Origin of the sequence: Methanobrevibacter sp. YE315, assembly GCF_001548675.1 — an archaeon.
In the GTDB taxonomy this organism is placed as follows: domain Archaea; phylum Methanobacteriota; class Methanobacteria; order Methanobacteriales; family Methanobacteriaceae; genus Methanocatella.
In genome coordinates this window covers 1,837,201-1,858,456 of record NZ_CP010834.1, presented here as the reverse complement: position 1 = coordinate 1,858,456, position 21,256 = coordinate 1,837,201, and the positions used below count along the sequence as shown (strand labels likewise).

Sequence of the window (21,256 nt, the reverse complement as noted above, 5' to 3'; positions counted from 1 at the left end):
ATTGCTCGATATACAAATTTTTATATATTATATTCATTAAATATCTTTATATGGACGATAATGATAATTCTTTTATTTTTTCAATTGTGATGGCGATTTACAATACGCAGGAATATTTAAAAGAAGCAATTGACTCTATTATTTATCAATCTTTAGATTTTAAAGAAAATACTCAGTTAGTACTTGTCAATGATGGGAGCGAAGATGATTCTTTGGATATTGCTTTAGAGTATCAGAAAAAATTCCCCAATAATATTGTGGTTTTATCTCAAGAGAATCAAGGTCAGGCTAGTGCTCGTAATAATGGTTTAGATTATGTTAAAGGTAAATATGTAAATTTTTTCGATAGTGACGACAAATTATCTGAAACCACATTGGAAGAAGTAAATAATTTTTTCAAACTCCATGAAGAATCTATTGATGTGGTTACAGTTAAAATCATTGAGTTTGAAAGAAGCACTAAGGCTCACCCTTTAAATTTCAGATTTAAATGTGATCGTGTCATTGATTTAGTAAAAGAACCTGGGAATCCGCAGTTATCCGTTTCAAGTTCATTTATTAAAAATTCTGCGATTAATAATCAGAGATTTAAAACCAATCTTGTAGGTTCTGAAGATACTAATTTTATTAATAGGATTTTATTAGAAAAGAAAGCATATGGTGTTTTGGAAAATCCTACTTATTACTATAGAAAACGTATGGATAATTCTTCTTCAGTTGATTCATACATTGATATGGTAGGTTTTTATACTGATAGATTAAAGTACCATTTTATGGATTTAATTCAATATTGTTTGGATAAAGAAGGTGAAGTTCCAGAATTTATTAAATATACTTTAGCTTATAATATACAATGGATGGTAACTCCTGAAGTACCTAACTTTGATTATAAATATCAAGCTGACGTATTTATGCAGTATTTCAAAAAAGTTTTAAGTTATTTGTCTATCGATGCGTTAAACTCCAAATTGATTAGGGGTCCTGCTCTTCGTAATTACTTAATTTCTAAATATAATGATGATATACATTGTGATTTTGATTTAAAAAGGCACGATGTGTTCATTCGAAGTAAAAATAGACAATTAGATAGATTGGGTGCTCATCAATTTTGGATTGATATTGTTGAATTAAAGGACAATCATCTTAATATATCTGGTGCCTTAAATTCATTATTTGACTCAGATCATATTTCTATTAAAGCTGTTAGAAAGGATAAAAATGGAAATACGTTTATTTATGGTGCAAAGAAAGTTGACTATACTGCTAGATCAAATCTTTTATTTTTATCTGAAACTATTCAATATAAGTATAATTTCGATCTTTCTGTTCCATTAGATGAGGATATAGAATATGAAATTGGAATTAAAGTCATGTATTATAAAAATGGTAATACTCTTGATTTTAAAAAAGGAAATGTGGTGACTAAATTTTTAAGCATTGGATTTAGAAGACATTCACCTATCTCAAAATACTGTAATTATTTCGTAAAAGATTCAAAAATTGTCTATTTTGAAGATAATAAGTTCTATGTTGAGAATTATAAATATTCTAAAATGATTAGTCATGAAAAGAATACTTTGAAAACAATAAAAGAAGCCAATATTCCAAATTTTATGAATATTTTATGGATAAGGGGCCTAGCATTACTGCTATATCCAATTTTCAAATATAAAAATAGGAATAAAAAGACTTATTTATTCATGGATCGTGTTGATAAAGCGGATGATAATGCGGAACATTTGTTTAGATACGCTCTTAATCAAAATGATAATATAAATAAATATTATATAATATCTGAAGATTGCAGTGATTATTCTCGTGTGAATAAAGAGTTAAAGAATGTTGTTAAGTTTGCTTCATTAAAACATAAGTTACTATTCTTATTTGCAGATAAGGTTATTTCATCTAATCCCGATGATGGTGTTGTAAACCCATTTGTTGTTGAAGGGAAAACTTTAGTTTATTCTAATTCTAGTGAAATTCCAAAATATTACATTAGGCATGGTGTAACTCAAGGAAATATGTCTACTTGGTTAAAAAAATATGATAAAAATATATCCTTGTTATTAACATCTTCATCATTGGAACGTGATTCATTCTTTGATGCAGGTTATGGTTATGATAAGGATAGGATTCAAGTTTTAGGTCTTCCAAGATTTGATAATTTGAGAAATGATAATGTTAAAAAACAAATTCTCATCATTCCAACATGGAGAAATTATTTGGTGGGAAGTAAAGATATATTTTTAAAATCTCCTTACTTTAATTCTTTAAATGAGTTATTGAATGATGATGATTTGATTGATTTTGTTGAAAAACAGGGATATGAAATTGTATTGAAGCCTCATCCTAATTTAGAAAGAACAATAAAAAATACAAATGAACGATTCATTGATTTATTCGATATTCATGATAAAATTAGGGTATCTAACGAGGGCGATTATCAAAAACTATTTAGGGAATCAGCTATTATGATTACTGACTTTTCATCTGTTTTCTTTGATTTCGGATACTTGAAAAAGCCAATTATATATTATCAACCGAATGATGATCATCCATTTAAAGGTGGTTATTTTGATTATAATACTATGGGATTCGGTGAAGTTACTAAAAATTTATTAGATTTAAAATCAAAAATTAAATATTATATTGAATCTGATTGTAAAATTGAACAAATTTATGAAGATAGGATCAATAACTTTTTTGATAATATTGACAGAAATAATTGTAAAAGAGTATACGATTGGATAGATAGTCATTAAGTTTGTTAAAAATAGGATATTAAATTATTTGAAGCGGAGTTATAAAATGTTCAGCGATTTAATCAATAAGAATAAAAAAATTGCGGTTGTGGGACTAGGATATGTTGGTTTGCCACTAGCTAAATTATTATCTTCAAAATACGATGTAATCGGTTTTGATATTAGCGAATTTAAAATCGAAAGTTATAAAAATGGAATTGACATGATTGAAGGTGATGATTTAAACGATTTTGATATCCACTTCACTAGTGATGAAAAAGAGTTGTCTAATGCCAATTTTTTCATAGTTACAGTTCCAACACCAATTAAGGAAGATAATGAACCTGATTTAAGTTTCATCAGATCATCTACCGAAACTGTTGCTAGGAATATGCCTAAAAATTCAATTGTTGTATATGAATCAACTGTTTATCCTGGTGTAACAGAAGATGTTTGCATTCCAATCCTTGAAGAGGGTTCCGGATTTAAATGTGGTGAAGACTTTAAAGTCGGATATTCACCTGAAAGAGTAAACCCTGGTAAAAATAATCAGAAAATAGAAGATATCACTAAAATCGTATCTGGAATGGACGAGGAATCTTTAGATATCATTGCTAATGTTTATGATTCTGTTTTAAATAATGGAATATTTAGGGCTAAATCTATTAAAATTGCCGAAGCCGCTAAAATAACTGAAAATATCCAACGTGATGTCAATATTGCATTGGTAAATGAGCTTGCTAAAATATATAATTCAATGGGAATTAATATTAATGATGTAATTGAAGCGGCAGGAACTAAATGGAATTTCGTTAAATATCAACCAGGTCTTGTTGGAGGCCATTGCATTGGTATTGACCCTTATTATTTGATATATCAATCTGATAAATTGAATTGTGATACTGATTTAATGAAAACCAGTAGAAAAATCAACGAATCCATGATTGATTATGTTCATGACAATATTGTCAATACCTTGGCGGAAAATAATATCGACATTAACGAAGCCGACATATTAGTATGTGGTGTCACATTTAAGGAGAATTGTAATGATATTCGTAATAGTAAGATAATTGAAATTATCAAAAAATTAGAAGAGAGTGGTGCGAATATTGAATTGAATGATCCTAATGCGATTCCTGAAGAGTTAGAGAGAATACATAACCTAACTTTATCCGATGAGTTTAATAATAAGTTTGACGCGATTGTAATTGGTGTAGCACATTCAGAATATCAAAATTTGGCTGTAAATGATTTGGAAAATATATCTAAAAATAATATCATATTATTTGATTTAAAAGAGACTGTTCGTGAAGAATTTGATAATAAAGATAATATTGTATATTGGTCTTTATAGATTCTAAAATGGGGTGGAGAAATGAGAGTAGATATTCTTTACAAGTCGGTTAATGATAAGAGTCCGTATGTATATAAATTGAGAACAAATGCACCTACACTGAAAATATTTTATGGATTGGAACATGTGGTTAAGGGTTCTTTCCCACATGTGGGGGTTACTGCTAGAGAGGGCCTTTTAGTCATGTATAAAAGGGTTGAAGATAAATCTTGGATGCCCGTAAATGCTTATTCTCGAAGTTCTCCAGCAGTACTTAACATGAAGTATCTTGTTGGTGACAATGTGTATTATGATTTGTTGATTTATGCACCAATTTTGGGAACTTTATCTGATTTGTATTTGGATGTTCCAGAGGGTTCTTCAATAGTGAGCATTGAAGAAAATAATATAGATAAAATAATGATTGCTGGAGGAATTCATAGTTTTGGTATTGGTTGTACAACATCTAGCATGTTATTTTCAAATATTATTGGTAGAAAGACAAATTCTCTAGTTAATAATTATTCATTTAATAAAAGTGATTTTCTTAAAGCATATCATTCAAATTATTTTAAAGCAGATAAAAAGTTTCGAAAGCATGATATTTGCATTTTAGAAGTTGATTCTTATTCTCAAAAAAAAGAAGATGTTGAAAAATATTTGGTTGATGTTGTAAATTTCTTCAAGACAAAGGTTAATAAATTAATTTGTTGGTATGCATTACCCCCAAATAGGCAATCAAGAAAAGATTTGATTAGAAAACTATTAAAAGAATATGAAGGGGAAATCATAATTGAAGATATTTCCTGCATCTATAGTGATAAATACTCTGACATGTGTGTTTACAGTAATAGATTTATTAATGACACAGCAAATGTGTTTATTTATAAAAAATTAAGCAAATGGTTGTAATTTTATGGAATATTTAACATCAATTCATGATAAATTAGAAAAAATTAATGAGGATTCTATTGATTATATTGATATCTTCGAGCACCCGGAATATATTTATGGAACTATTAATTTTGCTTCATCAAGAACAGATTTTTCAAAATTTCCAATTAAAACACATATGGAAATTAAAAAATTTGGTAATTCAGCCATTAAAGAGATGGCCGATTTCCATAATAGTGCTTCAGGGACTAGGTTACGTTTTAAGACAAATTCTAATTGGTTAACTTTTAAAATTCAGTTGCGTAGGAAATGGGGATATAAAAAGTTAGTTAATTGGAATGCAATGGGTTTTGATATTTATGAAGTAAGTGATGATGGGAAGTATAATCATGTTGGAGTGTTTGGTCCTAACGATGGGGAAAATATTTTTGTAGAAAGAATTAGAGCTCCAAAAAGCGGTCAAGTTTGTGTCTTTTTACCAAATTATAATACTATCGAAGAATTTTTCTTAGGAATAGATGAAAATTCTTCTATAGAACCTTTTGATTATCCTGATGAAAAAAGATTACCCGTAGTATTTTATGGAAATTCTGTAACTCAAGGTGCAGCAGCATCCAGAAGTTCGAATTCATTTCCAAATGTTGTAAGTAAAAGGTTAAATAGGGATATAATTAATTTGTCTATCTCTTCAGCTTGTCGAGGAAATGAAAATGTTGCAGACACAATTGGGAAAATTAATTGTCATAGTATTGTAATTGATTATACCAGAAACGCAAGTAGTTTGAAAGAATTTAAAGAAATGTATGAACCATTTTATAAAAGAATTCGTAGTCATCATCCGGATAAAAGAATTGTGCTCATGACTTCAACATCATTTAATAAGAAAAAACTTTATTTTGCTTTGGATAAGCATGTTTGTGAAGTTTATGAAAAAGCAGTTGAACGCGGTGAAAATACTAAGTTGTTATATCAGACTGAATTATTCGATGAAGAAGATTATGACTGCGTATCAGTAGATGAATCTCATTATATTGATTGGTCAATGTATAGAATTGCTGATAAAATTTGTGAACTTATTGATTAATTGATAAATTTTTGATGAAGGTTTATAAAATAGATATCTATTTAATAGATTAAATATAAAATAATATTTGGTGCATTTTATGTCAAAAAAATATATTTATTTAATAATTTTATTATGTTTGATAGCGGTAGCGGGTGTAGCTGCCTATACTTTTACCACATCTAATTATTTTACTGTGGGATCTAGCCAGGTCAAAGTGCCTAACGGTTATGCTATATTAAAACAATCTGAACATGGTGTTAAATTAGTAAATGGTGACTCTAAAATTACTATTTATCAAACTAATAATGATACTGACAAATCTATCAAGGAGTATACTCAAAGATATAAAAAAAATGAATTAAGTATAAAAGAGGAAAAGGTGGGTAATGCTAAAGTAACAAAAATAATACTAAAAGATCCAAAGACTAATAAAACAAAGATTACTCATTTCTTCTTTGATAAAGATAATAAACCATATCATATCTTCATAAGAGGAAAGTATAATGATGATGTTGTTAAATCAATAATAAATGATTTATGATAACTTTTAATTTTTTTAAAAGTTATTATTTTATTTTTTATAAATTTTTTATGACTTCTTTTAATTTTTATATGGGTTCTCAATTTAGGGGGTTATGTTAATTTGGATTTCAAATTTTCTGTTGTGATGGCAGCATATAACTCTGAAAATGAAATTGGTGAAGCTTTAGATTCAATTATAAATCAGAGTTTGGATTTTAAAGATAATATCCAAATCATTGTTGTAAATGATGCAAGTCAAGATGCAACAAGTGATGTTGTGCAAATCTATCAAGAAAAATACCCTCAAAATATAATTTTAATCAATAATGAGACTAATCAAGGAGCTGCAGGTTCTAGGAATATTGGTTTATCCAAAGTTCAAGGGGAATACGTTAATTTTTTAGATAGTGATGATACCCTCTCAAAAAATACATTTAAAACATTATACGATTTTCTAACAGAGCATGATGATGTCGATATTGCATCCATTCCTATCTACTTTTTCGGTGATAAGAGTGGAGGGCATGTTTTAAATTATAAATATGAAGAAACTCAGGTTATAGACTTATTGGAAAATCCGGATTATATTCAGCTTTCCGGTGCTTCATCTTTCTTTAGGGCATCGAAAATTAAAAATCATAAATTTGATGATATTTTAGAAATTTCTGAAGATCCATTATTTATTAATCAAATCCTTCTAAAAAATCCTAAATTGGGCGTTATATCTGGTTGTAAGTATAACTATAGGAAAAACAATGTTAAAACTTCTCTTGTTTCATCTTCTATTTACAGAAAGTCGTATTTTACTTCAAGAATGGATAACTATTTTTTAAGAATCATTAAGGATTCATTGGAACTTTATGATGAAGTTCCTAAGTTCATTCAACATTTGGTTGCTTATGATATGTATTGGATGTTCAATATTAAGTCTATTGATGATTTGTTAAGCGAAGAAGAGTTCAATATACTATTCGATAAATTAATTGAAATTTTATCCTATGTTGATGATGATGTTATTTATAATATGAGATTTGGTCTTGATTTACTTAAAACACACATGTTGATGGTTAAGCATTATAAATGGGATTATCTGAATAAGAATTTCTCCAATTTTGTCATAGGGGACTCTTTACGTGATGAAATTTTGGAACATTTCGCCTTAAATCAAATCAGAATAGACTTCTTTGAGTTTAGAAGTGAAAATGAGATATATATTTCAGGAATCTACAAAACATTTTTCCATACTGAAACTGATATTTTCGCTGTTTTAGATGATAAAGAAGAGATTCCTGTTTCTGAAGTTGAATTCCCTCAAAGAGATTCAGTTTCTCTTAATAGAACTTATGCTCATAATCATAGTTTTGAAGTTACAATCCCTGTTGCAAATAGAATATCTTTCAAAACAAATGAAACAGATTTAACTATAGGTTTTAATCGTACTTCTAGAATTTCACATATTTCAAGATATAAATTATCAAAAGATTATTTGGCTATAGACTGTGAAGACCATATTCAAGTAATCAATAAAACAACAGGAGCTGTTTTAAAAAATGAATTTGCTACCTTAAAATCAATGTGGAACCATAAATGGAGAGGGTGGAGAACCGCAATTCCATTAAGGATATTATACTTTTTAGCATATCCTTTTTTTAAAAATAAGAGGATTTGGATTTTCGGTGACTTGCCTAGAAGTGCAGATGACAACGGACTGAAATTATTTAAGTATGTCATAGATAATGATGATTCGGATGTTAAAAAGTATTTTGTTGTTCAAAAAACAGATGAGGAATATAATTACTTATCTGATTTTGGCAAAATTAAAAGATTGCTAGGATTTGGAAAAGCAGTGCCGGAATATGAAAAAGTTGAAAAGATAGGGCCGGTTATTCCTTATGCATCTTTAAAACACAGATTGTATTCATTATATGCGGAGCTGATTATCACTTCACATCCAGATAATTTTATTATTTATCCATTTTGGGGTAATTTCACACATTTGGCAGGTTTTGTTAGATCAAAAACCGTATTTTTACAGCATGGTGTAACTTTGCATGATGTTTCCCATTGGCTTAATAGGTTTGATAAACATTTAGAAATGTTGGTAACTGTTTCTAGAAAAGAGCGAGAATCATTTTTCAATGGAAATTACGGTTATTCTGAAGATGTTGTTAAACTATGCGGGTTCCCAAGATTTGATTATTTGGAGAGATTGGAAGATAAAAAAGAAATTGTAATCATGCCTACCTGGAGGCGTAAGTATAATGCAGTTTCCGAAAGCGAATTTATGGAGTCCGAACTCTTTGAAAACTTCAACAGCCTTTTAAATGATGAAAGCTTAATCAATTTCCTGGATTCAAAAGGTTATAAATTGGCATTTAAACCTCATCCAAATTTAAAAAAATTCATTGATACCTTTACAAAGCATCCTTTGGTAGAATTCACTGATAAGTCATATGCAGATATCTTTAATCATTCTTCAATGTTAATCACTGATTTTTCATCAGTAGCATTTGATTTTGCTTATCTTAAAAAGCCTTTGATTTATTATCACTATGATATAGATGAGTTTCATTTTGATCTTGACAAGGCATATTTCAAATATGATACTATGGGCTTTGGACCAATAACAGTTACTCCCGATGAATTGAAAAGCAAAATAATGGATTTGGTCAATAAAGATTGTGAAATGGACGATTTGTATAAAGCTCGCGTTGATGACTTTTTCGAATATACTGACAGAAATAACTGTAAACGTACATTGGATGAAATTAAGAAAATTGATAATTATTACTAATTTACAAATCAATCTTTTTATATAAGGAGATTCTTATTTTTAATCATGACATTAATAGATTTAATGCTTAAAAGAAGAAGCACTAGAAAATTTAGTGATGAACCGGTAACTAAAGATGAATTGGATAATATATTGCAGGCTGCTCTTCTTGCACCAACCAGTATGAATAGAAAACCTTGCAATTTCATGGTTGTTGAAAGGAAAGAAACCTTAAAGGAATTGTCAAAATGTAAAAATCATGGTGCTGATTTAATTGATGGTGCCGATAAGGCCATTGTTGTTATTGCGGATACTCTAATTGCGGATACTTGGATTGAAGACTCTTCAATTGCATTGACATATATGCATTTGATGGCAACTGAACTTGATTTGGGCAGTTGTTGGGTTCAAGTTCATTTAAGGGATAAGGATGGTGAAAATTCTGAAGAGGTTGTTAGGGATATCTTAAAAATAGATTCACATTATAGGATTGTTGGTATTTTGGCAATCGGTCATTCAGAAAATATTCCACAGCCTCATTCATTAGCCGAATTGGACAAGTCCAAAATTCATTTTTTAGTTTAGCTACTTTTAACCCTTGAAAAGTTACAATAACTTTAAATATATTTTTTTATAGACTAGATTTAATAATAGATTCAAGGAGATTTTTAAGATGCACGTAAAAGATTTATTGGATGATTTGGGATTAAGGCTTAAATTACCTCAGCATTGGTATTCCACAGACATCAGTAACGAATTCGAAGATGCTGAATTAATTCAAAATGATGACATTGTTAAAATTCAAGTGGAAGGCGAAAAAAATACAAAAGTAATTGTCATTGATGTAAATGATGGCATGAGTGTTGTTACAAAATTCCCTGATGGAAAGGTTATTGGAGTAAAATATCTTGACAATAAGGATGATTTTGAATATATCGGCCATCCTTCCGAATTATACTTTTAATTTCAAAATGACAACACCACTTAAAATACCCACCATCATTCCAGTCAATACATCTAATGGGTAATGAACACCACAGTATACTCTTGAAAATGCAATTAATATACTAAAAATAACTAAACCTGCAACTATCAATTTATTTTTCCGGAATTCATAAATCAAAACTGTGGCAACGCTTAATGTTGATGATGCATGGCCTGAAGGAAATGAATTTGGTTCTGTTGGTGTAACGAGTTGATGAACATTGCTTAATGTTAAAAAAGGTCTTTGTTCAACAATTGCTAATTTTAAACATAATGTAATAATTCCAGATAATATGAGGGAATATAAACATAATTTTGCTATTTTTAAGTATTTTTCTTTTTTATAATATTTGGTTAATATTATTGCAATGATACATAATACCAATAGGCCAGCAAATCCTCCGATATTGGTAAGATGAGGCATTATAAAATCAAATAACGGATTTTGTAAATTATTGTTTATCAAATAAAAAAATTGATAGTTTAAATTCATAATTATAATATATTTTTTGAAATTTAAATAGTATGCTGCTATCACAATTACAGTTTCAAAATATTTAAATATACTTAAAATATATTTTTAATCAACAAAATTTTAGGAGGATTTACTCATGGCTGACAAAAAAGCTCCTGCAGATGGCTGGCCAGTTATTAGTGGAGATTACATTGTGGGGGATCCTGAAAGTCCAGTAGCTGTAACAACCCTTGCATCACATATCGAAGCTGAATTAAGCGGTGCAGCAATTGCAGGACCATGTAAAACTGAAAACTTAGGTATTGAAAAAGTTGTTGCAAATATCATTTCTAATCCAAATATTAGATTTTTAATTTTAGCCGGTGCTGAAGTACAAGGCCACATTACAGGTCAAAGTATTCAAGCATTGTATGACAATGGTGCAGACCCGGACAAAAAGAAAATCATCGGTGCTACTGGAGCTATTCCATTTGTTGAAAATGTTCCTCTTGAAGGTATTGAAAGATTCCAACAACAACTTGAAATTGTTGATTTAATCGATACTGAAGATATTGGTGCAATTCAATCCAAAATCAACGAATGTGTTGAAAAAGATCCTGGTGCTTTAGAAGAAGACCCAATTGTAATGGAAGTCGATGAAGAAAACGAAAAAATGGTAATTGTTGACCAAGAAGCTGAAGAAGAAGCTGAAGATTAATTTCAGCTTTTTTTAATTTTTCATTTTTTACAAATTAACTTTTTTTCTACTTTTTAATATACTAACTTATAATCCTTGTTTTTGATGTTTTTAGCAATAATTTATATTAATGTCTTTATCCATGTGTATTTCAATACATGGATTATTGATTTTATCATTATGCGTTAATATAATTAAAGTAAAATTAAATTTAATCATGTTTTTCAATAAAACTTTTATTTTAAATAATGCATGATTTTATTTAATTGATGGTGTCAGGTTTACTTGAAATGGTTAAAAATAAAAAAATAGAATGTAGTAGATTATAATCTACTAACTTTGATTAAAGATTCGACAGGCACTCCTTCAATTTCAGAGAGTCCTGCTTTATCGATTAATACAGTAACACAGGTTGGTTCTCCGCCCAGGTCTTTAACTGTATGAATTACTTCTTTCACGGTTTTTCCACTGGTGATAACATCATCAACTATGACAACTTTTTTGCCTTCAACAGTTCCGAAGTTAGTACTGATTGTACCTTCGTCATCTGTTTCGTCATTGTCTTTTCTGTGTTTATTTGGGTGGAATATAGCTAAAGATGTGTCAAGTCCAGTCATGTCTTCCATAAAGTCGGCCATAACGGTTGCAAATGGAACGCCGCTAACAGCGATACCAACAACAGTATCTGCATCTCCATGTGATAATGCCATATCACTTAATGCACCTGAAACATAACTTAAACGAGTGGAATTTCCACCAATACTTTTCCAATTAATTGCAAAGTCAACTGGGGCGTCAATTTTTTCTTCAGTTGCTTTTTGGAGTGTTAACCATCTAGCAGTATCCATACTCACATTAAGTTCATCAGCGATTTCACCAGTTGTGAATCCGTGTTGTCTTAATTCTTGTGCTTTTGCGATTAATTTTTCTTTCACATTATCACCTAGTTATAATAATTCTTCAAAACTAATTGGTTTATGTTCTTTGGATGATCTATTTGCAGCAATAACCATTTTAAGAGCTTTAAGTCCATCTTCACCAGTAATTTCTGGTTCCATATTATTAACTACTGCATTTAGGAAGGATTTTAATTCACCTTTGAGAGGTTCTTCATGTTTAATTTGGATATCTTGAGCAAATTTACCATAAACTTCTATGCTCTGCTTGATGTAGTCTACAGAAATGATTCCTGCAGTACCTGTAAGCTCTAATTCTCTTCTTTTATATGGAGTTAACCAGTTCACTTCAATTATTCCAGTAGATTCATTATCAAAACTAACCATTATTTCAGCATGGTCCTCAAATTCACTGTCATCAAAGCTGGAATTCATTGTTCCGTAAACTTGTGTAACTTCCTCTTCAAATAAATAATTCATTATATCTAAATCGTGAATAGCTAAATCTATTGAAACACCAACATCCTTTATTCTTGGTGGGAGAGGTCCTACTCTTTTTGCGAATGCTGATACAATGTCGCCTATTACTCCATCATCAATAAGTTCTTTAGCTTTTTGAACAGCAGGATTGAATCTTTCAACATGTCCAGTTGCAAGAAGAACATTTGCTTCTTTAGCAGCTGCAATCATTTCTTCAGCTTCTTTCAATGTGAATGCTATTGGTTTTTCAACTAAAACGTGTTTGCCATATTTTATTGCTTCCATTACTACTGCATGGTGGAATGTAGTTGGAACACACACGCTTACAGCGTCAATTTCTTCATTTTCAAGTAATTCACTGTATTCGGTATAACCTTTAGCACCATATTTTTTCTCAATTTTTTTAAGTGCTCTTTCGCTTACATCGCTTACAGCAACTAAATTTGCTTCTTCCATTTTGTGATAGACACGAACGTGGTTTTCACCCATCGCACCTACCCCAATAACTCCTACGTTAACAGTCTTCAATTAAATTCCTCCGTCTAAACATAATCCTGGAAAAGCTCTCCAATACGTCTGCCAAGTTCAACCGCATCTCTTATAGAGCCTTTTTCCGTTTGTTTTTTAAGGATTTCTCCTTCTTTAGTTAATAATATTGAATAAATATTGAATTCTTTGTCTTTCATTTGAGCTATGGATCCAATTGGCCATTGGCAACCAATACCAAGCTCTTCCAAGACCTTTTTTTCTGCAAAAACTTCTTGCATTGAGATGTAATCATTTAATTTTTTGATAATTTCTTTTTTATCAGAGTCTTTTCTTGTAATAATAGCTAATGCACCTTGTCCTGCTGGAGGAGTGATATAATCTAATGGAAATACATTTTTGATGTATTTTGTAAGATTTAATCTTTTAAGGCCCGCTTCAGCCATTATTGTCGCATCCAAATCCTCTTCCAATGCTTTTTTGATTCTGGTTTCGATATTTCCCCTGATGGGTTTGAGTTCAAAACCTTTATCGTAATGATTACAGAATGCTTCTCTTCTAAGGCTGCTAGTGCCTAATTTTGAATCAGGTCCAAGTTCATCCCATGATTTTGAAGAGATAAGCACTTCATGAGGAGATTCACGTTTTGGAACCGCTACAACTTCTAAATCTTCATCCAATTCAGTTGGCAAATCCTTAAAACTGTGTACTGTAAAATCAACTTCTTCTTCTAAAAGAGCAATATCAAGTTCTTTGGTAAATAATCCTTTTGAATCCATATTGTATAATTGAGAAGTAGTGATTTTATCTCCTTTAGTTTTAATAATTTGCACATCAATGTTTTCGCCGGTTATTTTGCTTAAATCAGCACATACCTGATTTGTTTGGGCTAAAGCTAATCGACTTCCACGTGTTCCAACAATCATTTATTATCTCCAATTTTTGAAATTTTTTTATAAGATTTGACTTATAAATTTTGTTACATTATTAACTTTTGAATTAATGTTTATTAAATGTTTCAATTTTTGGTCTTTTTCAATTATTTGTGGGAGTTTTTCCTTTTCATGCTAATGTTTAAGTAAGTTGACATTAATTAAATTCATAGAATTTACATAAATGATTAACCAAAAAAATCAACATTTCAATTGTTAGATTTTATAAATTAAGCAGGCGCTTAATTTAAGTATTTTTCAATAATGTATAAATCAGAGTTACAATCATTTAAATTAAAAAATAGAATGGACAATCAATAGATTTTAAAAATAGGTGAATATTTATTCTATATAGAACCTATTATGGGATTTATTGTTTCGAATACTTTGGATAAGCTCTATTTTATCATCAATATCAGTCATTGAAGCTAATTTTTCATCAATTTCATCAAAACTAAGGACCTCTCCTTCATTTGAATAAATCCATTTTTCATCTTCAGATTTCATATATTTTTCAGTATGTTTTTTTGTAAAATTGTTTGCTGTAAGTTTATCAAAGAATATTCCTTTTTTGATTTCTTTTACAGGATTTCCTCCCCAAATGGAATTTGATGAAATCTTTTTATTTGAAACAACAGATTTGGCTGCGACAATACTTCCAGAACCAATTTGGGTTCCTTTTAATAGCATTGCATCCTGGCCAATCCAGACATGGTCTCCCAGGTAAACACTTTTTGAAACATTAATCCTTTCTTTATTTTCAATATCAAAAATCAAATGAGGATCTGCAAGCCTAACCCAAATTCCAAATGAAAATAAACAATCTTTACCGATTATGATGTTCTTTTCTTCACTTAGAAGGAGATTTAGTTTACCATTCATAGAGACACCCTCATCGATGAAAAAAACAGAATTATTAAATAAAGAAATATTCAAAAAATAACCGGACCGTTGGGGAGCTAAATAGATTAATGAGTTATTTCCATGGAATTTTAAGTTTGAATTTCTTAATGAAACATTTTTTTCGCATATTAACACATTATTCCGTCCATTGAAAATGATATTGCTGTTTTTCATTGCTGGTTCATGGCCTAATATACGATTGTAATTTTCATCAATTTTTATTATATTCATGATATCCTCATTAAAATTGTTATTAAAAAGTATGTTGATAAAACTATTTATATCTTTTTTAGAAAAAGGCTTTTTTTAATTCTCTTCAATGTTTTGAACTGCGGTAAGCTTGTGATTTCAAAAATTTTAAATTAATATTTAAATTTATCTTTGTGAAAGTTTTCTGTAATCTGACCGATATATAAAAAGAAGGTTTTTATTATTCTCCAAAGCAATATCATAGACATCTTCATAATTCCTGATGAGTTTGCATTTCTTGGAAATCTTTTCAGAAATGGAGCGGCCAACATCTCCAGTGAGTATAATGTCACAGGTTAATGTGTCTATGAATTCACTTAATTGCTTTTCATCAATTTCTTCACAGGTAATCCCATAATCCCCTCCAATAGCGACGTAATAGTCATCCAGATTATTAATCATATTAATTGACTCTTTTATGGCGGTGACATTTATACCTGGATTGATCTCCTCGATAATTATGGAATTGCCGATTAACTTTTTATTGGTTCTGCCGGGAATCCCCTTGTAGTTTTTAATTCCATTCATTATGGTATCGGCATCAATTTCCAAACTTAATGCAGTCAGGATTACTCCCAATACATTGCTAACGTTATGCTTTCCGGGTGCAAATGTTTTTAAAGTTAATTTTCCATTAATGATATTGTCATTTATTGTTTTAACGCCATTGTAGGTGATGTCAATGGTTGTTTCATCTAAAGTGTAGTTTGCATTGTTCAAATAAAGATTTGCAGTTTCATCACTTAAAGAGAATGTATTTGTCTTTTCATGTTTTACGTCTGAATAGTATTTGTCATATGCTTCTTTTTCACAAACAACTACATTGCATCGGAATACTTGTTTTTTGGCCTGGGATGCGCTGCTTCTACCTTTTGCTATCGGATAGTCTTCTACAATATTGAGTAGGAGTCCGACATCCCCAATACCGCTCACGCCTAAGGATGATTCAAATATTGCACTGTCGTATTTCCTTAGATTTTCACTTTTCACGATTCCCTCTGAAATCTGACAAACTGGATTGGCGATTTTATATGCCAAATCAATGGTTTCCTTAATGTTTGCAGGTGTTATTGAGATATTGCGTTTTAAAATGTATCTGTTTTCATTTTCAAACAATAGTGCGCCAAGGCTTGAGAGTATCAGCGGATTTTTTTCAATTAAAACCTCTTTAAGCATAAAAACAGAGGAGGTTTTTCCCTTCACTCCCGTAATTTCAACTTTTAATATGTCATCCCCCCAATCTGAAAGCAATTCCTTAATTATTTCATGATGGGTTTGGAAAGTGTAATTCAAATCAGGGTTATATGATTTGATTTCTTCAAAGGTTAGGGGCATGTGTATAGGGTAGATAACGTTCATATCTCCTTTGAAATTAGATAAGTCTTCTAATTTAACTAATTCAACATTATAAATTTCCAGCATCCTTGCATCAATTGAATTTAAGGTATTGTAGATGTCGTATGCAAGGACATTTTTTCCTTTTTTTGCTAGACTTATAGCTATTTTCACTCCGCCATGGGTTAAATCGATTACTAGGTTATTCATTGTTGCACCCAGTGTTGTGCTGTATTCCACCTTCATTTAATTTGTCTTTAACTTTTTCGTAGAAGTATTTGGTAGAGGTTCTTATGAAATAAGCATCCTTATCAGATTTTTTGAATTTAATCTCTTCTTCATATTCTGCCACTTCGTTGATTTGACCATCCATTACAAATGCCGCACGTTTACCTTTTTTAAGTAATTTTACAGTTATTTCACTATTGTCGGATACGACAAACGGTCTTGCTCCAAGTTTGTATGGACAAATTGGAATAATGACGAATCCTGCAACTTTCGGATCAACAATCGGTCCTCCTGCAGACATCGCATATGCTGTAGAACCGCTAGGTGTTGAAACAATCAGTCCGTCTGCCCTTACTTCTTCAATAATCTCTCCATCTACTTGAATTTCAAAATGAAGCATTTTTGCAGGTTTGTCAGTCATAACAACTACTTCATTCATTGCAGTATATCGATGGTTTTCATGTGATACAACAAGTCTGGTCCTTTTTTCTTTATAGTAGTCTCCTTTCAAAATATCATTCAATGCATCGAATGTGTGTGCAACTTCAATTTCTGTTAAAAATCCTACTGTTCCCATGTTAATTCCAAATATCGGGATTTCAGGCTTCATTTTTGATTGTGCTCTAAGGAGTGTTCCATCTCCACCTAAAATCACTGCCATGTCACAGTCGAAGTCGAAAAGGTTTTCACAAAGTTGGCTGTAGTCTATATTTAAGTTAATGTCATCAAGCAATTCCGCAGTTTCAGGATAGTCCTCTTTAATTTTAAGAATGATACTGTCCAAGTCAGGGTTTTCCTTTAATTTAACTAATTCATATGCTAATTGCTTTTCTATTATCACTTCGCGGCCGCTTGTCAAAAGATATTCGATTACTTTTGCAGCCAATAAGATTGGTCTTTTCTGGTCAATTCTTGAAATGACTCCGATTTTTCCGATAATATCAGTCTGGTTGTCATTTAGAATATCAATCATTTGTTTATGTAATATTTTATTGTTGGCTGCAACCACGATAGTTTTTTCATAAATGCTTAGTGTATTGTTAAGCTTTTGACCGTATTTGTTGGTGATTATTCCTCCGGCTTCTTCCAGGATTAATTTTGATGCTGCAATATCTATTATTCTACTGCCCCTCAAATCTAGAAATGCATCATATTTTCCGCTTGCAACATATGAAAGCTCCAGCACTACACTTCCAAGAACTCTCATACGTCTTGCATTATCAACTAATTTTGAGGCTTGGCTTGTTCCGCTTTTTGTAAATCCTCCCAATGTCATATCGCTGATGTTGATAGTGTTACTTGGAGATACTTTTTCATTATTCAACCAGCACCCTTTTCCTTTTTCTGCTTCAAAAAAGTTACCGTTAGCAAAATTGCTTATAAATCCTAATTCCACATCATTTAAAGTGGCTAATCTTCCTTGTGTCACGCCTGCAACAGCAATTGAAATACCGTAAGCCGGAATTTCTTTGATTGCATTATTTGTTCCATCAATAGGATCAACTAAAAATAGGAATTTCGGAATTTCATCTTCCTCCAGATCTTCACGTCTTAATTCCTGTGTAAGTGTAATGCTTCTTTTGGTTCCGCGACCTAGTTTCAACTCCCCAATCTCTTCACTGACAATGTATGAGAGTACTGGGGCATTTTTCAAAATATTTATAAGTTTGTCTTCAGCTATTGTATCAATTAATGAGGTTGGAGTACCATCTGCACCCATTTTTATCTTTTCGCCAGATTCAGGTTTTCCAACATAGGGTCTGATATCTCTACTTACTTCACGAATCATTTCATAAGCCAAATCTGTTGCTATTTGTTTGTCTTTTGCATCCATTTTTATCCCTCAATAATTTCATCATTCAAATAAACTACTGATGCAACAACTGATGCTATTTTTTCTACAGTAGTTGTGGCTGATTCAATAATTAAATCTTTTATTTCAACGCCACGTTTATTCATCATATATTCAACCATCATTTTCGCTTCATCGATTAAATCATCAGGGTTTTCATTAATTCCGTTTGTTTCTACAACACAACCTAATTTTTCACCAATAGCTACTGCAATAACTGCGGTTATATTGTCTCCAGGGTTATCTGAAGTGATTTCTGATAAAACACAATTTACCATGGCTCCAGATTTTAATTCAGGTAATTCATTTATTTCTGTATTGCCTGCAAGCATGCTGGATACTTTTATTAAATTAACGTCTCCGATTCCGGCATCTGTAAGGGCATTATCAAATGCATTTAATTTTGTGGGCCCTTCATCTTTCCCAGTTACAATAGCTATTTTCATTTTATCACTAAATTTAAATTTGTAATTAATCTTTTAAAAAGATATTTAAATAATAAAAATGTAAATTAATTTAGGTGTGCCTAATGATTTTTAATAAAACTTTATCTATCTTTATTTCCGCATGTTTTTTCATGTTATTGATGCTTATAATATCCTCAATTACTGCAATGTTTTTTAATGGGGGTTCAATTCCATATATAGGATTGGTATTTGTTGTAATATTCTATTTCATTGCACGTGCTTTTTATAATTATCTAAGAAATGATGATTATTATACAAACACCCGCAATCATTCAAGCGACAAGCCCGGTGAAAGTTATATTATGAAAGGTGAAAGAGATAATAAAAAAATGTTTGTCGTTGTTTGGGTTATTTTCATTTTAATATTGGCGGCCATTTCATTATGGTTATATTCATTTAACAAGGGATTAGTGTGATTTTCCCGTTCATCTAATTTTTTTTAAAATTAATTTTAAATTTATATTGATAATTCTTATTTTAAACGAATACTTTATATAAAATGGAAAAGATAATTTATATTAATCTAATAATATTCCTTATTATCAGATTAAAAACCGGTTTTTATATTATGGAGGAAAATTAATGTCAACAAAAGTTGTAGAAATTAAAACATTAAAAGTTGGAAAATATATTGTTTTAGGAGGAGAAGCTTGTAAAATCGTAAGTTACTCTACTTCATCTCCTGGTAAACACGGAGCTGCAAAAGCAAGAATTGAAGCTATCGGTGTTTTCGATGGTCAAAAAAGAAGCCTTGTAAAACCTGTAGACAGTAAAGTAGATACTCCAATCATTGATAAAAGATTAGGACAAGTTATTTCTATCCAAGGCGACACTGTTCAATTAATGGATATGGAAAATTACGATACTATTGACTTACCAATGCCTGAAGATTTAAAAGACTCAATTGTTGAAGGTATTGAAGTAGAATATATTGTCGCTTTAGGAAACATGAAAATAATGAGAACTAGAGGATCTAACTAGAGATTCTATTTCTCTTATATTTTCCTTTAAGATGAATTATGCTATTAAATACATATGAACCATGGAAATTTGCATTTTCTCAAGAAACTGAGAATTTAAAAGAAAATTCATTTGGAATAATCGGAGTTCCATTTGATAGTACTACTTCTTATCACTCCGGTGCACGTTTAGGACCAATTGTTGTAAGGGAAGCATCATTTGGTTTTGAAAAATACAATACTGTTTTTAATAAAGATTTAAACGCTACTTTTTATGATTTTGGGGATATTAATGTAGTTCCTGGAAATTGTGAAAAAACATGTGAAATTGTTGAAGAAACTGTCAATGAATTAATCAACTTAAATATTAATCCAATCATTATTGGCGGAGAACATTCCGCATCAATTGGAGCTATCAAAGCATTGTCCGAAAAGTATGGCAAATTAACCGTAATTCACTTGGATGCCCATAGGGATCTTGCTTTTGAATTTATCGGTGAAAAATATTCTCATGCATCTGTAATGAGGAGAGCTCATGAAATTGGTGCTGATTTGGTTCAGATTGGAATAAGGTCATCTTCTAAAGATGAAGAGGAGTTTGTAAAATCAACTTATAACATTCAGACATTCAAAAACAAGGATGTTCATAAGCATATGGATGCAATCGAGTATTATTTGACAAATATCGAAGGTCCAATATATATTTCAATCGATATGGATGTTGTTGACCCGGCTTTCGCCCCAAATGTGGGAAACCCTACTCCTGGAGGATTGTTCATATCCGAACTTGAAACCATTCTTGAAAATTTGACTCGTAAAGATGTCGTTGGTTTTGACGTTGTTGAAACAGCTAGCGATAGATTGGGTGATTCCACTGCAGTTGTTGCCGCTAAACTCATATATGATTTTTTAACATTGATTGAATAATTTTTTAAATTCATATCTGATTTAGATTTTAGGTATTTAATTTTAATGGATTATTTTTGTTTTAGGTTTAACTAA

19 protein-coding genes and 1 pseudogene are annotated in these 21,256 nt (G+C 30.6%); 12 read left to right on the top strand and 8 right to left on the bottom strand.

What is annotated here, in order from left to right; genetic code table 11:
• Window positions 1-50: 50 nt before the first annotated feature.
• From TL18_RS08580 to TL18_RS08545, 8 genes are all read left to right on the top strand, one after another.
• Window positions 51-2,762: a CDP-glycerol glycerophosphotransferase family protein gene (locus tag TL18_RS08580; protein ID WP_067044287.1), complete on the top strand. Its 2,712-nt coding sequence runs from the start codon at window positions 51-53 to the stop codon at window positions 2,760-2,762.
• Window positions 2,763-2,808: 46 nt separating this feature from the next.
• Window positions 2,809-4,098, top strand: a complete 1,290-nt coding sequence (locus tag TL18_RS08575; RefSeq protein ID WP_067044284.1) for a nucleotide sugar dehydrogenase — start codon at window positions 2,809-2,811, stop codon at window positions 4,096-4,098.
• Window positions 4,099-4,119: 21 nt separating this feature from the next.
• Window positions 4,120-4,989 carry a hypothetical protein gene (locus TL18_RS08570; RefSeq protein ID WP_067044281.1) on the top strand — a complete coding sequence of 290 codons (870 nt, stop codon included), beginning with the start codon at window positions 4,120-4,122 and terminating at the stop codon, window positions 4,987-4,989.
• Between the two features lie 4 nt (window positions 4,990-4,993).
• Window positions 4,994-6,055: an SGNH/GDSL hydrolase family protein gene (locus TL18_RS08565; protein ID WP_067044277.1), complete on the top strand. Its 1,062-nt coding sequence runs from the start codon at window positions 4,994-4,996 to the stop codon at window positions 6,053-6,055.
• A gap of 79 nt (window positions 6,056-6,134) precedes the next feature.
• Window positions 6,135-6,578: a hypothetical protein gene (locus TL18_RS08560; protein ID WP_067044274.1), complete on the top strand. Its 444-nt coding sequence runs from the start codon at window positions 6,135-6,137 to the stop codon at window positions 6,576-6,578.
• Between the two features lie 102 nt (window positions 6,579-6,680).
• Window positions 6,681-9,353: a CDP-glycerol glycerophosphotransferase family protein gene (locus tag TL18_RS08555; protein ID WP_067044271.1), complete on the top strand. Its 2,673-nt coding sequence runs from the start codon at window positions 6,681-6,683 to the stop codon at window positions 9,351-9,353.
• Between the two features lie 45 nt (window positions 9,354-9,398).
• The gene (locus TL18_RS08550) at window positions 9,399-9,917 is read left to right on the top strand and encodes a nitroreductase family protein (RefSeq protein ID WP_067044268.1); all 519 of its coding nucleotides are present in this window, start codon (window positions 9,399-9,401) and stop codon (window positions 9,915-9,917) included.
• 88 nt (window positions 9,918-10,005) lie between these two features.
• Window positions 10,006-10,296 (top strand): hypothetical protein, encoded by a 291-nt coding sequence (locus TL18_RS08545; RefSeq protein WP_067044264.1) that lies wholly within the window; start codon window positions 10,006-10,008, stop codon window positions 10,294-10,296.
• Here TL18_RS08545 and TL18_RS08540 read toward each other — a convergent pair.
• Window positions 10,285-10,854 carry a phosphatase PAP2 family protein gene (locus TL18_RS08540; protein ID WP_082706451.1) on the bottom strand — a complete coding sequence of 190 codons (570 nt, stop codon included), beginning with the start codon at window positions 10,852-10,854 and terminating at the stop codon, window positions 10,285-10,287. The genes TL18_RS08545 and TL18_RS08540 overlap by 12 nt on opposite strands.
• A gap of 73 nt (window positions 10,855-10,927) precedes the next feature.
• Between TL18_RS08540 and mtrA the strand changes: the two are divergent.
• Window positions 10,928-11,473, top strand: a pseudogene (mtrA, locus tag TL18_RS08535) (tetrahydromethanopterin S-methyltransferase subunit A); the annotation flags it as partial.
• A 317-nt stretch (window positions 11,474-11,790) separates the two neighbouring features.
• Here the strand turns inward: mtrA and TL18_RS08530 are convergent.
• The 7 genes from TL18_RS08530 to TL18_RS08500 all read right to left on the bottom strand — a co-directional run bounded on the left by TL18_RS08530 (window position 11,791) and on the right by TL18_RS08500 (window position 19,274).
• Window positions 11,791-12,402, bottom strand: coding sequence for an orotate phosphoribosyltransferase-like protein (locus tag TL18_RS08530; protein WP_067044256.1), 612 nt, complete (start codon window positions 12,400-12,402; stop codon window positions 11,791-11,793).
• Between the two features lie 12 nt (window positions 12,403-12,414).
• Entirely contained in the window at window positions 12,415-13,371 is a 957-nt protein-coding gene (locus TL18_RS08525) for a Gfo/Idh/MocA family protein (RefSeq protein WP_067044253.1), read from the bottom strand.
• 14 nt (window positions 13,372-13,385) lie between these two features.
• A complete protein-coding gene (gene hemC / locus TL18_RS08520; protein WP_067044250.1) occupies window positions 13,386-14,255 on the bottom strand; it encodes a hydroxymethylbilane synthase in 870 nt (289 codons plus the stop codon).
• Between the two features lie 348 nt (window positions 14,256-14,603).
• Window positions 14,604-15,395: a hypothetical protein gene (locus TL18_RS08515; protein WP_067044248.1), complete on the bottom strand. Its 792-nt coding sequence runs from the start codon at window positions 15,393-15,395 to the stop codon at window positions 14,604-14,606.
• A gap of 144 nt (window positions 15,396-15,539) precedes the next feature.
• Window positions 15,540-16,958 carry a coenzyme F430 synthase gene (gene cfbE, locus TL18_RS08510; protein ID WP_067044246.1) on the bottom strand — a complete coding sequence of 473 codons (1,419 nt, stop codon included), beginning with the start codon at window positions 16,956-16,958 and terminating at the stop codon, window positions 15,540-15,542.
• Window positions 16,951-18,810, bottom strand: coding sequence for a bifunctional NADP phosphatase/NAD kinase (locus TL18_RS08505; RefSeq protein ID WP_067044243.1), 1,860 nt, complete (start codon window positions 18,808-18,810; stop codon window positions 16,951-16,953). The genes cfbE and TL18_RS08505 overlap by 8 nt, the downstream gene beginning before the upstream one ends.
• A gap of 2 nt (window positions 18,811-18,812) precedes the next feature.
• Window positions 18,813-19,274: a pyruvoyl-dependent arginine decarboxylase gene (locus TL18_RS08500; protein ID WP_067044240.1), complete on the bottom strand. Its 462-nt coding sequence runs from the start codon at window positions 19,272-19,274 to the stop codon at window positions 18,813-18,815.
• Between the two features lie 83 nt (window positions 19,275-19,357).
• On the opposite strand from TL18_RS08500, the gene TL18_RS08495 reads away from it, so the two are divergent.
• From TL18_RS08495 to speB, 3 genes are all read left to right on the top strand, one after another.
• Complete coding sequence (locus tag TL18_RS08495; protein WP_067044238.1) at window positions 19,358-19,711, top strand: hypothetical protein; 354 nt, start codon at window positions 19,358-19,360, stop codon at window positions 19,709-19,711.
• Window positions 19,712-19,877: 166 nt separating this feature from the next.
• On the top strand, window positions 19,878-20,276 hold the full coding sequence (locus TL18_RS08490; protein WP_067044235.1) for a translation initiation factor IF-5A: 399 nt from the start codon (window positions 19,878-19,880) through the stop codon (window positions 20,274-20,276).
• 38 nt (window positions 20,277-20,314) lie between these two features.
• Window positions 20,315-21,181: an agmatinase gene (gene speB, locus TL18_RS08485; protein WP_067044232.1), complete on the top strand. Its 867-nt coding sequence runs from the start codon at window positions 20,315-20,317 to the stop codon at window positions 21,179-21,181.
• Window positions 21,182-21,256 lie beyond the last annotated feature (75 nt).

Excerpts from the sequence above, each read along its gene's own strand:
- TL18_RS08580 (WP_067044287.1), top strand. The coding sequence starts at position 51 with ATGGACGATAATGATAATTCTTTTATTTTTTCAATTGTGATGGCGATT.
- TL18_RS08575 (WP_067044284.1), top strand. The coding sequence starts at position 2,809 with ATGTTCAGCGATTTAATCAATAAGAATAAAAAAATTGCGGTTGTGGGA.
- TL18_RS08570 (WP_067044281.1), top strand. The coding sequence starts at position 4,120 with ATGAGAGTAGATATTCTTTACAAGTCGGTTAATGATAAGAGTCCGTAT.
- TL18_RS08565 (WP_067044277.1), top strand. The coding sequence starts at position 4,994 with ATGGAATATTTAACATCAATTCATGATAAATTAGAAAAAATTAATGAG.
- TL18_RS08560 (WP_067044274.1), top strand. The coding sequence starts at position 6,135 with ATGTCAAAAAAATATATTTATTTAATAATTTTATTATGTTTGATAGCG.
- TL18_RS08550 (WP_067044268.1), top strand. The coding sequence starts at position 9,399 with ATGACATTAATAGATTTAATGCTTAAAAGAAGAAGCACTAGAAAATTT.
- TL18_RS08545 (WP_067044264.1), top strand. The coding sequence starts at position 10,006 with ATGCACGTAAAAGATTTATTGGATGATTTGGGATTAAGGCTTAAATTA.
- hemC (WP_067044250.1), bottom strand. The coding sequence starts at position 14,255 with ATGATTGTTGGAACACGTGGAAGTCGATTAGCTTTAGCCCAAACAAAT.
- TL18_RS08515 (WP_067044248.1), bottom strand. The coding sequence starts at position 15,395 with ATGAATATAATAAAAATTGATGAAAATTACAATCGTATATTAGGCCAT.
- cfbE (WP_067044246.1), bottom strand. The coding sequence starts at position 16,958 with ATGAATAACCTAGTAATCGATTTAACCCATGGCGGAGTGAAAATAGCT.
- TL18_RS08505 (WP_067044243.1), bottom strand. The coding sequence starts at position 18,810 with ATGGATGCAAAAGACAAACAAATAGCAACAGATTTGGCTTATGAAATG.
- TL18_RS08500 (WP_067044240.1), bottom strand. The coding sequence starts at position 19,274 with ATGAAAATAGCTATTGTAACTGGGAAAGATGAAGGGCCCACAAAATTA.
- TL18_RS08495 (WP_067044238.1), top strand. The coding sequence starts at position 19,358 with ATGATTTTTAATAAAACTTTATCTATCTTTATTTCCGCATGTTTTTTC.
- TL18_RS08490 (WP_067044235.1), top strand. The coding sequence starts at position 19,878 with ATGTCAACAAAAGTTGTAGAAATTAAAACATTAAAAGTTGGAAAATAT.
- speB (WP_067044232.1), top strand. The coding sequence starts at position 20,315 with ATGCTATTAAATACATATGAACCATGGAAATTTGCATTTTCTCAAGAA.